The organism is Benzoatithermus flavus, from assembly GCF_037908215.1.
Taxonomy (GTDB): Bacteria; Pseudomonadota; Alphaproteobacteria; order Geminicoccales; family Geminicoccaceae; genus Benzoatithermus; species Benzoatithermus flavus.
Genome location: NZ_JBBLZC010000001.1, coordinates 170,282 through 182,863, shown reverse-complemented (window position 1 = coordinate 182,863; position 12,582 = coordinate 170,282). Strand labels below are relative to the sequence as shown.

Sequence of the window (12,582 nt, the reverse complement as noted above, 5' to 3'; positions counted from 1 at the left end):
CATGACCCCCGTCCTCGAGGTCCAGGATCTCACCACCCGTTTCGCCACACCCGACGGCGAGGTGCTCGCGGCGGATCACGTGAGTTTCACGATCGCTGCCGGCGAGAGCCTGGGCGTGGTCGGCGAGAGCGGCTCCGGCAAGACTCAGGTCTTCCTCTCGATCATGGGCCTTCTCGCCAAGAACGGCCGCAGCACGGGCTCGGCCCGCTACCGCGGCCAGGAGATCCTGAACCTCCCGGCCAGGCGCCTGAACGCGATCCGCGGTGCGAAAATCGCGATGATCTTCCAGGATCCGATGACCTCGCTCAACCCGTTTCTCAGGATCTCGCGCCAGATGACCGAGGTCCTGCGCGAGCACAAGGGCATGGGCGAGACCGAGGCCAGAAAGCGCGCCATCGGGATGCTCGATCTCGTCGGCATCCCCGAGGCTGCCCGCCGCTTCGACATGTACCCGCACGAGTTCTCGGGCGGGATGCGCCAGCGCGTGATGATCGCGATGGCCCTTTTGTGCGAGCCCGATCTTCTGATTGCCGACGAGCCCACGACCGCGCTCGATGTCACCGTCCAGGCCCAGATCCTCGAGCTCCTCGCCCGCCTCAAGCGCGAGCTCGGCATGGCGATAGCCCTCATCACCCACGATCTCGGCGTGGTCGCGGGCTTGTGCGAGCGCGTCATGGTCATGTACGCCGGCCGCGTCGTCGAGACCGCGCCGGCCGCGGATCTCTTCGCCCACCCGCAGCACCCCTACACCAAAGGCCTGCTGCTCTCGACGCCGCGCCTCGACGAGACGGTGGGCGCGAGGCTGCCGACCATTCCGGGCCAGCCGCCCAACCTGCAGCGCCTGCCCGCGGGCTGCGTCTTCGCCGACCGCTGCCCCTACGTCTACGACCGCTGCCGCATCGAGCGCCCGCCGCTCTCTCCTTACGGCCCCGTGCACGCCAAGTCCTGCCATCTCGAGGCCATTCCATGACCTCTCCGATCCTCTCCGTCCGCGACCTCAAGGTCCACTTTCCCGTCCCGGCGGGCGGGATCCTGCGCCGGCGCTGGGTGCCGCTCAAGGCCGTGGACGGCGTCTCCTTCGACCTCGCGCAAGGCGAGACGCTCGGCATCGTCGGCGAATCGGGCTGCGGCAAATCCACGCTCGGCCGGGCCGTGCTCCAGCTCATCCCGCCCACGGCGGGCCAGGTCACCTGGCTCGGCCACAACCTGACCGGGCTCGACACGAGCCGGCTGCGCCGCTACCGGCGCGACCTCCAGATCATCTTCCAGGACCCGCTCGCGAGCCTCGACCCCCGCATGCCCATCGGCGAGATCATCGCCGAGCCCTTGCGGACCCACGAGCCGAAGCTGCCGCGCACCGAGGTCAGGAGCCGTGTGCAGGCGATGATGCGTGCGGTGGGCCTCCTGCCGCAGATGATCAACCGCTACCCGCACGAGTTCTCGGGCGGCCAGTGCCAGCGCATCGGGATTGCACGCGCCATGATCCTGAGACCCAAGCTCATCGTCTGCGACGAGCCGGTCTCGGCACTCGACGTCTCGATCCAGGCGCAGATCGTCAACCTGCTCATGGACCTCCAGCGCGAGTTCGGCCTGTCCCTCATCTTCATCAGCCACAATCTCGCCGTGGTCCGCCACATCTGCCACCGGATGATGGTGCTCTATCTCGGCCGTGTCGCCGAGATCGCCGATCGCGACCAGCTCTACGAGAACCCGCGCCACCCCTACACCCAGGCCCTGATTTCGGCCGTGCCGCTGCCCGATCCTATGCTCGAGAAGAACCGCCGCCGCATCGTGCTCAAGGGCGATCTCCCTTCGCCCCTGAACCCGCCTTCGGGCTGCGTCTTCCGCACCCGCTGCCCGCATGCCACCGAGCTCTGCGCCCGCGTCGTGCCGCCGCTCGAGACCGTCGAGCCCGGCCACGAGGCGGCCTGCCACTACTGGCGCGAGACCTGAGCCGACCCCCCCTTCGCTGCGGGTACCCGTGCCTCTATGATGCCGGCCGACCGACGAAGGGGAGGGGACCAGCATGGGCGGCCAGCATCGCATCGCCGTGATCGCCGGCGACGGCATCGGCCAGGAGGTCGTGCCCGAGGGCCTGCGGGCGCTCGAGATGGCGGCGAAGCGCTTCGACATCGACCTCGCGTTCACCGAGTTCGACTGGGGCTGCGGCCATTACGAGCGCCACGGCCGCATGATGCCCGAGGACGGCATCGACCGGCTCGCCAGCTTCGACGCCATCTTCCTCGGCGCCGTCGGCTGGCCCACGGTTCCGGACCACGTCTCGCTCTGGGGTCTTCTGATTCCGATCCGCCGCCGCTTCGAGCAGTACGTCAACCTGCGCCCCGTACGCCTGTTCGAGGGCGTGCCATGCCCGCTCGCCGGCAAGAAGCCCGGCGACATCGACTTCCTCATCGTCCGCGAGAACGTCGAGGGCGAGTATTCCGAGATCGGCGGCCGCCTCTACGCCGGCACCGAGCGCGAGATGGCGGTGCAGGAGAGCATCTTCACCCGCTTCGGCGTCGACCGGATCCTGCGCTACGCCTTCGAGCTGGCACGGAGCCGCCCGAAGCGCCACCTCACCTCCGCCACCAAGTCCAACGGCATCATCCATACCATGCCGTTTTGGGACGAGCGGGTGAAGGCGATGGCGACGGCCTACCCCGACGTCCGCCTCGACCAGTACCACATCGACATCCTGACCGCGCACTTCGTCCGCTGCCCGGAGCGCTTCGACGTGGTGGTGGGCTCGAACCTGTTCGGCGACATTCTCTCCGACCTCGGTCCCGCCGTCACCGGCACGATCGGTATCGCACCCTCCGCCAACCTCAATCCCGAGCGCCGCTGGCCCTCGATGTTCGAGCCGGTCCACGGCTCGGCGCCCGACATCGCGGGCCAAGGCATCGCCAACCCGATCGGCCAGATCTGGTCCGGCGCCATGCTGCTCGACCATCTCGGCTACCCCGAGGCGGGTGCCGCCATCGTCGCTGCCATCGAGCGCATCCTGAAGAGCGGCCGTGTGCTCACCCGCGACATGGGCGGAAGCGCCAGCACCGAGGAGCAGGGCAAGGCGATCGCGGCCGAGATCGGCTGAGGGAAGCGGAGGGAAAGCGGCGCTTCCCCTCCGCGCCACCATGGAGGCTTTGTCGCTGCTTTCAGGAACGGGATGCCCCTTCCTGAATGCGCGGCCACGGCGTTCGACGCCACCCTCACCGCCCTTCAGGCGACCCACGCGGACCTTCTTCTCGAACGGGCGCTTGGCTGCACCCGCCGGCGCGGGCCCGCTCTCCATCCTCGCCCCACGGCCGCTTCGACAAGCACGTCGCCCGGTGCTAGGAGCGATCCGCCCACGGCGTGGCAGCAGATTCCCTTCGGTGGTGCCCGGTCATGCAGCAGTCCTTCTTCGCCCTGATCCAGAGCCGTTATCCCGTCGACCGCGGCAGGGTCGTGATCGAGACCGGGGACGGCCGCACCATCTCTTACGCCGAGCTCGACGCCGCGACCGCGCGCTACGCCCGGGTGCTCCGGGCCGCCGGTGCCGAACCCGGCGATCGGGTGGCGTTCCATGTCGAGAAGTCGCCGCAAGCGCTCTTCCTCTATCTCGCCTCTTTACGCGCCGGCCTCGTGGCGCTGCCGATGAACCCGGCCTACCAGGCGGGCGAGGTCGGCTACATGCTGGGCAACGCCGAGCCCGCGATCTTCGTCACCGACCCTGCACGCATCCCGGAGCTGCAGCCCGTGGCCGTGCAGACGGGGGTGAAGACCGTGCTCACCCTCGATGCCGCAGGCCAGGGCAGCCTGCCGGCACGCGCCGAGGCCGAGCCCGCCGACTTCGAGCCCGTGCCGCGCGGCAGCGACGATCTCGCCGCCATGCTCTACACCTCGGGCACCACCGGCAGGCCCAAAGGTGCCCCGCTCTCCCACGGCAATCTCGCCTCGAACGCGCAGGTTCTCGTAGAGGCCTGGGGCTTCGGCGATCAGGACGTCCTCCTGCACGCGCTGCCGATCTTCCACGCGCACGGCCTGTTCGTCGCCTGCCACTGCACGCTCCTCGCCGGTGCCGCGATGCTCTGGCTGCCGCGGTTCGACGTGCAGAGGGTGATGGAGCTCCTGCCGCGCGCCACCGTGATGATGGGTGTGCCCACCTTCTACACCCGTCTCCTCGACCAGCCCGACTTCGGCCCGGCGCAGGCCGCGCACGTCCGCCTGTTCGTCTCGGGCTCGGCCCCGCTCCTCGCCGAGACCCATCGTGCGTTCGAGCGCCGGACGGGCCAGCGCATTCTCGAGCGCTACGGCATGAGCGAGATCCTGATGCACACCTCGAACCCGCTCCATGGCGAGCGCCGCCCCGGCAGCGTCGGCCGGCCGCTGCCGGGCTCGCAGGTCAGGATCGTGGACGAGGCCGACCGCGAGTGTAAGCCCGGCGAGGTGGGCGCGGTGCTGGTCAAGGGCCCCAACGTCTTCAAAGGCTACTGGCGCGCTCCCGAGAAGAACGAGGAGGAGTTCACCGCGGACGGCTGGTTCCGCACGGGCGACCTCGGCCTCATGAGCGAGGACGGCTATCTCACCCTCGTCGGCCGGGCCAAGGACCTCGTCATCACGGGCGGGCTCAACGTCTATCCGAGCGAGGTCGAGGCCGTGATCGACGAGCTGCCGGGCGTGGTCGAATCGGCCGTGGTCGGCCTGCCGCACCCGGATCTCGGCGAGGCCGTGACCGCGGTGATCAAGCCGAAGCCCGGTGCCGCCCCGGACGAGGCCGCGGTGATCGCCGCCTGCAAGGCGCAGCTTGCCGGCTTCAAGGTGCCCAAGCGCGTGCTGTTCACGGACGAGCTGCCGCGCAACGCCATGGGCAAGGTGCAGAAGAACCTGCTGCGCCAGGCCCATGCCGGACTCTATGCCGGCAAGGCCTGAGAGAGGGGAGAACGCGATGCGTTACAGGCTGGACGGGGTCGGGCCCGAGACCGAGAGCGAGGAGTTCTGGATCGCTCCTACTGCGGTCGTAATCGGCAAGGTGCGGCTCGAGACCGGCGCCTCGGTCTGGTGGGGGGCCGTGCTCCGGGGCGACAACGAGCTCATCACCGTGGGCCGCGGCAGCAACGTCCAGGACGGCTGCATCTGCCACACCGACCCCGGCTTCCCGCTCACGATCGGCCCGAACGTCACCGTGGGCCACCAGGCCATGCTGCACGGCTGCACCATCGGCGAGGGCTCCCTGATCGGCATCGGCGCCGTCGTCTTGAACGGAGCCAGGATCGGCCGGAACTGTCTGATCGGCGCCAAGGCGCTGATCCCCGAGGGTAAGGAGATCCCGGACAACTCCCTCGTCATGGGCATTCCCGGCAAGATCGTGGGCGAGGTGCGGCCCGAGCAGATCGAGCGCATCCACGCCGGCACGGCGAAGTACGTCCGGAACTGGAAGCGCTACCGGGCGGGTCTCGCCGCCGAGGGGTGAGGCGAAGGCCCGTCATGGTGGGCCGGCAGCCAGACATCCGCGATCACCGGCAGGTGGTCCGACTTCACGTCGCTGCCGACCGTGAACGCGGCCGCTTCCAGCCCCGGCGAGAGCAGGATGTGATCGACCGGTGCCCCGAGCCAGGAGAGATAGGGTGCCAGGATCAGAGGCTGCCGCGTCGGCCAACGCAGGCCGGCTGCGGCCTGATGCACCTCGGCTGCCGCCGCGAAATCCTGGAGGAAGGGCGACCAGGGCGGGGTGTTGAAGTCGCCGAGCACGATCCGGGGCCGCTCGCCGTCGAGCCGCCGCACCTCCTCGCCGAGCCAGGCGAAGTAGCGGTTGCGCATCTGCCACTGCTGCAACGAGCGGGGCGTCTCGGGGTGGACGACATAGACCGCGATCCGCTCGCTTCCGACGTCGACCACCGCCCGGAGCGGCCGGTTCCATTTCCCGGTCACCGTGTCGGCCGGGGCGCGCATGGCGCCGGCCTCGACGAAGGGATGCCGGCTCAGGATGACCGACGACGACTTCCAGGGCTGGAGCGGCGGGCTCACATAAGGATAGATATCCTGAAGCTCCGCGAGCTTTTCCGCCCAGTAGGGGGTGAGCTCCTGCAGCGCCACGATGTCGGCACCGCTGGCGCGGAGATAGCGCACGACCCGCTTGGTGTAGTAGTTCTCGGCCAGGAGGTTGAGCGTCAGCACCCGAAGCTCGACGCCCGAGGCCGAGGCGCGGCTCGTGAGAGCGCCCGGACCGGCCTGGGCCAGCACCAGCACGAGGTTGCAGGCGGCAAGAGCCCCGGCGGCGAGCGCCCAGCGCCGGCGCTTCGTCCGGAGCGCTGCCCCGGCCAGCACGAGGCCGATCACGACCAGATGCTGTCGGGCGAACGTCAGAAGGTCGAGCAGCCAGCCGTGACGGGCGAGGAGCGACAGGAGGGTCGCCAGCGCAAGCGCGATGATGGTGCCGCCGAGCAGGATGCCGACGACCTTGTCCATCGGGCCGGGCGTGCGATTCGGCTCGGCGGTCCATGGCGAGAGCATCATCGGGGGCGCTCGTTCCCACACGGGTCCGCCACCGCATCGCAGCGATCGACTGGCAAGGCAAGGCCCGATCGCGGCGGCAGCCTGTCCCAGGCTGACACGATGCCGCGAACGTTACGTGGTTACGACCTCGACCGCCCCGAGCCGCTCCACCTCGATCCGGTAGCGGGCGGGTCCCTCCACCCATGCCACCGGCGTGATGCTGCCGAGGCTCACGAAGCTGCCGGCAGCGAGCCCGAGCCCCAGCATCCGGCGCCGCTCGGCGAGCCAGGCCAGCGCATCCAGGGGATGGCCGTAGAGGGCATCGCTCGTCCCTTCCGCGATCACGACCCCGTCCCGGATGGTCCGCGCCACGAGACGGCCGAGATCGAGGCCGCGCCAGTCCGCCACCGGCGCGCCCAGAATGCTGCCGGCGTCGAACGCGTTGTCGGCGATGAGGGTGGCGGCGCCGATCGTGGCGAAGTCCTCGTAGCGGTCGTCGACCAGCTCGATCGCTGCCATGACCGCCGCGACCGCCTCCGCCACGTCGGCCCGGCGGTACGGCTCCGAGCGCGGCGGCAGGTCGCGGCCGAGCCGGACGGCGATCTCGGTTTCGATCCCGAGCCGGACATGGTCGTCGCGGCGGACCGAAGCGCCGTCGGGGTGGGCCTGTGCCGTGAAGATCTCGCCCGCCATCGGCTCGGGCACGTTGAGGTAGCGGCGCATCGCGGCCGTGGTGCCGCCGATCTTGTGGCCGACCCGCGGGCCGAGCACGGCCTCGAGCCGGGCGTTCGCCGCCGCCTGGACCGCGTAGCCGTCCTCGAGCCGCTCGAGCGCTTGGAGCCGCCCGAGCCGCCGCCTGCCGAGCCTCGCCGCCACCACCGTCTCGGCCGCTGCCGTCAGGGCCTCCGTCTGCATGCCGCTCTCCCCGCTGCCGCCCGAGTTTGACATGGCGCGCGCCACGCTGCCAGCCTCGGCCGAGGTGACGGCGCCGACGGCGCTCGAGCGCGTGAAGAGGTCGCTGCGGGCTCAGACGTAGGTGTCGTCGTCCTGGCTGCCCGGGTCGGAAGCGTCGTCCGGCCAGACCGCCGGATCGACGCCGGCCGGGGGGGCGTCCTGATAGAGGCCGCCCGCCGACTCGAAGGCGGCCTGCTCGTGCTGCCTGGCATCCTGCTGCTGCGGGTCGACGATGATCTCCTCGATCACGGTCTGCGGCTGCTGTGGAACGAAGCCGCTGCCCCAGCCATGGTGCAGCAGGGAGCCGATGCCTTCCGCGAGCAGCGCCCCGCCGGCGACCCCGGCCGCGGTCTGCAGCGCATTGCGCAGGAAGCCGCCACCGCCGCTGCCGAACGGCGACCACGGCCCTGCTGCCGCGGCCGGTGTGGCCGGCATCGCCGGGCCCGTGGGCATGGCGGGCGCCATGGGTAGGGGTGGTGGTGTTGCCGGAGCGGCCGGCCGTGGCGACGTCGCCCATGGGCTCGTGGTCCCGGCAGGCGGCAGGAAGCTCGTGGCCGGAGCGGGCGCAGGCTGCGGCGCTTCGCGTGCGCGGGCGAGGTCGGCCTCGAGCTGAGCGATCCGTGCCTGCGCCTGTCGCAGCGCCTGGTCCTGCACCAGCACGGCCTGGACCAGCAGGTAGAGGGCCGCCGGCTGCCGGCCGAGGCCGTCGCGGATCAGCCGGTCGGCTTCAGGGTCGAGAGGCGGCGTCGACCCGGCCGCCTCGTTGACACGCCGGATCACGCCTTCGATCAGCTCGCGCTCTTGCGGTGTCATGGCTCGGTTCCTCGCCTCTTGCGGCGCGCTGGCGCTTCGCTGCGGGACTATGTACGCCTGATAGCTGTCCATTCGCTTCCCGGATGATGAAACGGGCTTCACCCGGGCGCGTGCGGGCGTCACGAGAACGTGCCTACGAGGAGAGCAGGCCGTGATCCGACCGGGACCGCGCAACAGCCTGACCGACATCGAGGGACTCCTCGTCGGCAATGCCGAGGACGTTGTGGCCCGCACCGGTGTCACGGCGATCCTCGCCGAGCCTGCGGCGATGGCGGCCGTCGACGTACGCGGCGGTGCCACCGGCACGATCAACGCTTCGGCCCTGGCACTCGGCGGGCTCGTACGCGAGGTGCACGGGATAGCGCTCTCCGGCGGCTCGACCTTCGGCCTCGAGGCGGCTTCCGGCCTCATGGGCTGGCTCGCCGTCCTTATGCGTCCAGCCCTCGAGCCCGGTGTCCGCGGGTGCGGCGTTCGCGGCCTCCACGATCAGGCTCTCGACATCGCGGCCTTCGTGCTTGCCGAACGGCAGATGGCTCCAGCCGATGATGCGGGCGGTCATGATGTGGGCTTTTTTGCCGCCCCTGCATGTGGGAGTGTGGACGCCGGTGGTGAATGCTCCTCGTAGCCCAGAAAGTCGGCAACGACAGGTTCGCCGTCGGGTGGACGGAAGCTTACATGCCACGCTCCTCGCTTTGCCGCAGAGGCCGGCTCCCGGCGCACGGCCGCCATGCTTCTCGCCCCGAGGCGACAGCCGCCGGCCGTGCTAAGCAGATGCTCCGACGTCCTCCTGCCGTGGGTCCCGGCTTTTGTCCCGCACTGTCCTCGTCCCGCTGATCGTCGCCTGCGCGCTCTTCATGGAGAACCTGGATTCGACGGTTCTCTCCACCTCGCTGCCGGCGATCGCGGCCTCGCTCGGCGAGGATCCGCTCCGGCTCAGCCTAGCGATCACGGCCTATCTCTTCAGCCTCGCCGTGTTCATCCCGATCAGCGGCTGGGTCGCCGACCGCTACGGGGCGCGCCGGGTGTTCCGGGCCGCCATCGTGGTGTTCGTGCTGGGGTCGATCTCGTGTGGCCTCAGCGGCTCGCTGCCGGCCTTCGTCGGTGCCCGGCTCCTGCAGGGTATCGGCGGGGCGATGATGGTCCCGGTGGGCCGACTCGTCCTGATCCGCTCGGTGGCGAAGGCCGATCTGGTCCGGGCCATGACCTATCTCACCGTGCCGGCGCTGATCGGGCCGACGCTGGGTCCGCCCTTGGGCGGCTTCGTCACCACCTACCTGCACTGGCGCTGGATCTTCTGGATCAACGTGCCGATCGGGCTTTTGGGCTTTGTCCTGGTCAGCCGGTTCATCCCCGAGGTCAAGGAGGCGGACCCGCCGCCGCTCGACCTTTCGGGCTTCCTTCTGAGCGCCGTGGGGCTCGTCGGGCTCGTGTTCGGGTTCGAGACCATCGGCCGTGGCGTCGTCCCAGCGTGGATGACGACGGTGCTGCTCGCGGCCGGCGGCGTGTTCGTCCTCGCCTATGTCCGGCACGCGCAACGGACGCCCCATCCGGTTCTCGACCTCTCGCTCCTGCGCGTTCCCACCTTCCACGCCTCGATCGTCGGCGGCTTTCTGTTCCGGATCGGGGTAGGGGCGGTGCCGTTCCTGCTGCCGCTCCTCCTGCAGGCGGGGTTCGGGCTCAGCCCGTTCGCCTCGGGCCAGCTCACCTTCGTCGCCTCCTTGGGGGCGCTCACCATGAAGCTCACGGCCGGGCCGATCCTGAAGTGGCTGGGCTTTCGCAACGTGCTGATCGGCAACGCCGTCGTGAGCGCCGCTTTCCTGGGCGCCATCGGCCTGTTCCGGCCCGACACGCCGATCATCGTCATGCTGGCCGTGCTGCTGGCCGGCGGCTTCTTCCGCTCGCTCCAGTTCACGAGCATCAACACGCTGGCCTATGCCGACATCGAGCGCGCGGCCACGAGCCGCGCCACGAGCTTCGCCAGCATGATGCAGCAGCTCTCCCTCAGCGTCGGCGTCGGCACCGGCGCTCTTCTCCTGCATCTTTCGCTCGCGGCGCGCGGCGGCGCACGGCTCGCGGCCGGCGACTTCCTGTCGACCTTCCTGATCGTCGCCGCGATCTCGGCCCTCTCGGCGCTCGCCTATATGCGGTTGCCGCCCGATGCCGGCGCGGAGGTGAGCGGCAGGCGGATCGCGCCCGATGCCGGTGCCACATCCGCCGGGCGCAAGGCAGCTCAGGTGCGGTAGTCGGGCTCCTCCCTGTCCAGCATGCGGCGGTAGGCGCCGAACAGGCGCTCGGCGAGGCCGGGAAACTCCTGCATGTGCTGCTGGGCCGTGCGGCGCTGCACGCCTTCGGAAATGGTCCTGAGCGCGTGGCCGCCCGAGGCCGCGAGCACCTGCGCGCGGGCCGCGCATTCGAGATAGTAGAGGTCGGTGAAAGCTTCGGCGACGGTGCGGCCGGTGACGATGACACCGTGGCTCGCGAGGAAGAGGACGCTGCCGTTGCCGAGCTTGCGCGCGATCCGATCGCCCTCGGAGCCGTCGAGGGCGAGGCCGTTGTAGTCGTCGTCGTAGGCGATGCGGCCATGGAACATGAGGGCGTTCTGCTCGCACATCGCGAGCCTGCCGCCCGCGCGCAAGGTCAGCGCGGTGGCGTAGGGCATGTGGGTATGGAGCACGCAGACCGCCTGCGGCGCCGCACGATGGATGCGCGAGTGGATGAAGAACGCGGTCGGCTCCACCTCGTGCTCGCCCTCGAGCACGTTGCCTTCGGCGTCGCACAGGACCAGCGAGGAGGCGGTGATCTCCGACCAGTGCAGCCCGTACGGATTGATCAGGAAACGATCGCCGCGCACGATCCCGTCCTCGTCGGCGACCGCGAGCGAGAAATGGTTGCACACACCTTCCTGCAGGCCCAGCCGCGCCGCCCAACGCAGGGCGCATGCCAGATCGATCCGCTGCTGCTGCAAGCTCGTCACGCTGCCGGCCTCCCCGATCACGTTCTTTGCCTCGGCGATGCAGGAGGATAGCCGCAGGCAGCGTCGTGCTGGAAGTGACACCGAGGCAGGGAAGACCATCCGCTCGGGCATGAGCTTCACGAGCGCCCGCGGGCTGCTATCGCAAATGAACCAAAAAGCGAAAAATATCGATAAAAATCAAATGGTAATTCGGACTCGAAAAACATAAACGAATTCCGTCTCGCTCGTGCTATCGAGCGGACCGTCCTCGATCGTTCATCCTGCGGTTTCTGCGGGAGCGTTACCGAGGAACATATTATCAGGTTCGGAGATGATGGTTGATGCGTTCGTTCCGTCTTGATTTCATCCGGCGCATGTCCCCGCTCGTGCTGGCGCTCGGCATCGGCTTCTCGGGCGCAGGCTCGGCCGCGACGGCTGCCGGGAGCAAAGCTTCCATATCGCCGCAACGCCCGGCGCTCGTCGACAGGACGCCGGCGGAATATGCCCGCATGGACCCGAGAAAGCTGCGGGAGGCGCTCACCACCGTGGCGATCTCGCCGGACGGCAGGAAGATCAAGCAGCCGCCGACGGCGCAGGAGGTCTCGGCCTTCCTCGCGTCCCTGCAGGAGCGCTTCACCGGCGGGCGAAATCCGGCCCGAGATCGGGTGAGCAGCGAGACGGTGATCGGGCCCGACACCCGCACCCGCATCTTCGCCACCACGGCCGCTCCCTGGCGGGCCATCGGCCGGATCGAGAACGAGGCTCGCTGCACCGGCACGCTGATCGGCAGCCGCTACGTGCTGACGGCCGGGCACTGCGTCTACGATCTTGCGCGCGAGGCGTTCTATCCCGGCTTCCGCTTCGCCCCGGCGCGCAACGGCAGCAAAACCCCTTATGGGGTGATCGGCTGGAAGAAGGCGATCACCACCCTGGGCTACATGAGCCAGGGTCTGCGCGACTTCGATTTCGCGCTGATTGTCCTGAGCCAGGACGTGGGCAACCGGACCGGCTGGTTCCGTTACGGCTGGAAGGACCCGATGCCGCTCTACGGGATCGCCATCGACGGCTACCCCGCCGACAAGCCGCCCGGCACGATGTGGCATGCGGGGTGCAAGCTGGCGCCGCCGACGGGCCGCCACACCCAGCGGCTGTACTACCCTTGCGATACCTCGGGCGGGATGAGCGGCAGCGCCATCTATGCCCGGCTCGCCGGCGGCAGCCCGATCGTCTACGGGATCCACGGCTACGGCGTGGACGGCACCGGACTCAACAGCGGCGTGCGGATCACGCGCTTCGTCTACGACAAGCTCCGCACGTGGCAGGCCACGTACCGTTGACGGCCGGAGGGCGCGCTCGCAGGAAAAGACGCTGTTGACAGCATCGGCCGCCCT

Annotated in this window: 12 protein-coding genes; 8 read left to right on the top strand and 4 right to left on the bottom strand. The window is 69.6% G+C overall.

The genetic code is table 11. The annotated features are described in order from the left end of the window. The first annotated feature begins 1 nt into the window (after position 1). The 5 genes from U1T56_RS00825 (at position 2) to U1T56_RS00805 (ending at position 5,449) form a co-directional block, all read left to right on the top strand. Positions 2–970 (top strand): ABC transporter ATP-binding protein, encoded by a 969-nt coding sequence (locus U1T56_RS00825; protein WP_418157529.1) that lies wholly within the window; start codon positions 2–4, stop codon positions 968–970. After that, positions 967–1,953, top strand: coding sequence for an ABC transporter ATP-binding protein (locus tag U1T56_RS00820; RefSeq protein ID WP_418157528.1), 987 nt, complete (start codon positions 967–969; stop codon positions 1,951–1,953). The genes U1T56_RS00825 and U1T56_RS00820 overlap by 4 nt, the downstream gene beginning before the upstream one ends. Positions 1,954–2,026: 73 nt before the next feature. Further along, positions 2,027–3,091 (top strand): tartrate dehydrogenase, encoded by a 1,065-nt coding sequence (locus tag U1T56_RS00815; RefSeq protein ID WP_418157527.1) that lies wholly within the window; start codon positions 2,027–2,029, stop codon positions 3,089–3,091. 293 nt (positions 3,092–3,384) lie between these two features. Continuing rightward, positions 3,385–4,908 carry a malonate--CoA ligase gene (locus tag U1T56_RS00810; protein ID WP_418157526.1) on the top strand — a complete coding sequence of 508 codons (1,524 nt, stop codon included), beginning with the start codon at positions 3,385–3,387 and terminating at the stop codon, positions 4,906–4,908. A gap of 16 nt (positions 4,909–4,924) precedes the next feature. Continuing rightward, positions 4,925–5,449: a gamma carbonic anhydrase family protein gene (locus U1T56_RS00805; protein ID WP_418157525.1), complete on the top strand. Its 525-nt coding sequence runs from the start codon at positions 4,925–4,927 to the stop codon at positions 5,447–5,449. Here the strand turns inward: U1T56_RS00805 and U1T56_RS00800 are convergent. The 3 genes from U1T56_RS00800 to U1T56_RS00790 all read right to left on the bottom strand — a co-directional run bounded on the left by U1T56_RS00800 (position 5,419) and on the right by U1T56_RS00790 (position 8,238). Then, a complete protein-coding gene (locus U1T56_RS00800; RefSeq protein WP_418157524.1) occupies positions 5,419–6,492 on the bottom strand; it encodes an endonuclease/exonuclease/phosphatase family protein in 1,074 nt (357 codons plus the stop codon). The two genes, U1T56_RS00805 and U1T56_RS00800, sit on opposite strands and share 31 nt — an antisense overlap. A 111-nt stretch (positions 6,493–6,603) precedes the next feature. Next, entirely contained in the window at positions 6,604–7,386 is a 783-nt protein-coding gene (locus U1T56_RS00795) for a 2-keto-4-pentenoate hydratase (protein WP_418157523.1), read from the bottom strand. Positions 7,387–7,497: 111 nt separating this feature from the next. Beyond that, a complete protein-coding gene (locus tag U1T56_RS00790; protein ID WP_418157522.1) occupies positions 7,498–8,238 on the bottom strand; it encodes a DUF2076 domain-containing protein in 741 nt (246 codons plus the stop codon). A 151-nt stretch (positions 8,239–8,389) separates the two neighbouring features. Here U1T56_RS00790 and U1T56_RS00785 point away from each other — a divergent pair, with 151 nt between their 5' ends. Then, positions 8,390–8,863 carry a P1 family peptidase gene (locus U1T56_RS00785; protein ID WP_418157521.1) on the top strand — a complete coding sequence of 158 codons (474 nt, stop codon included), beginning with the start codon at positions 8,390–8,392 and terminating at the stop codon, positions 8,861–8,863. A 181-nt stretch (positions 8,864–9,044) separates the two neighbouring features. Further along, on the top strand, positions 9,045–10,481 hold the full coding sequence (locus U1T56_RS00780; RefSeq protein ID WP_418157520.1) for an MFS transporter: 1,437 nt from the start codon (positions 9,045–9,047) through the stop codon (positions 10,479–10,481). On the opposite strand, the gene U1T56_RS00775 is transcribed toward U1T56_RS00780, so the two are convergent. Beyond that, on the bottom strand, positions 10,469–11,212 hold the full coding sequence (locus U1T56_RS00775; protein WP_418157519.1) for an aldolase: 744 nt from the start codon (positions 11,210–11,212) through the stop codon (positions 10,469–10,471). The genes U1T56_RS00780 and U1T56_RS00775 overlap by 13 nt on opposite strands. 320 nt (positions 11,213–11,532) lie before the next feature. On the opposite strand from U1T56_RS00775, the gene U1T56_RS00770 reads away from it, so the two are divergent. After that, on the top strand, positions 11,533–12,528 hold the full coding sequence (locus tag U1T56_RS00770; RefSeq protein WP_418157518.1) for a trypsin-like serine peptidase: 996 nt from the start codon (positions 11,533–11,535) through the stop codon (positions 12,526–12,528). The last annotated feature ends 54 nt before the right edge of the window (positions 12,529–12,582 follow it).

What these genes read in the sequence shown, in the direction of transcription:
- U1T56_RS00805 (WP_418157525.1), top strand. Translation starts at nt 4,925, where the DNA reads ATGCGTTACAGGCTGGACGGGGTCGGGCCCGAGACCGAGAGCGAGGAG.
- U1T56_RS00815 (WP_418157527.1), top strand. Translation starts at nt 2,027, where the DNA reads ATGGGCGGCCAGCATCGCATCGCCGTGATCGCCGGCGACGGCATCGGC.
- U1T56_RS00790 (WP_418157522.1), bottom strand. Translation starts at nt 8,238, where the DNA reads ATGACACCGCAAGAGCGCGAGCTGATCGAAGGCGTGATCCGGCGTGTC.
- U1T56_RS00770 (WP_418157518.1), top strand. Translation starts at nt 11,533, where the DNA reads ATGCGTTCGTTCCGTCTTGATTTCATCCGGCGCATGTCCCCGCTCGTG.
- U1T56_RS00800 (WP_418157524.1), bottom strand. Translation starts at nt 6,492, where the DNA reads ATGATGCTCTCGCCATGGACCGCCGAGCCGAATCGCACGCCCGGCCCG.
- U1T56_RS00810 (WP_418157526.1), top strand. Translation starts at nt 3,385, where the DNA reads ATGCAGCAGTCCTTCTTCGCCCTGATCCAGAGCCGTTATCCCGTCGAC.
- U1T56_RS00820 (WP_418157528.1), top strand. Translation starts at nt 967, where the DNA reads ATGACCTCTCCGATCCTCTCCGTCCGCGACCTCAAGGTCCACTTTCCC.
- U1T56_RS00825 (WP_418157529.1), top strand. Translation starts at nt 2, where the DNA reads ATGACCCCCGTCCTCGAGGTCCAGGATCTCACCACCCGTTTCGCCACA.
- U1T56_RS00795 (WP_418157523.1), bottom strand. Translation starts at nt 7,386, where the DNA reads ATGCAGACGGAGGCCCTGACGGCAGCGGCCGAGACGGTGGTGGCGGCG.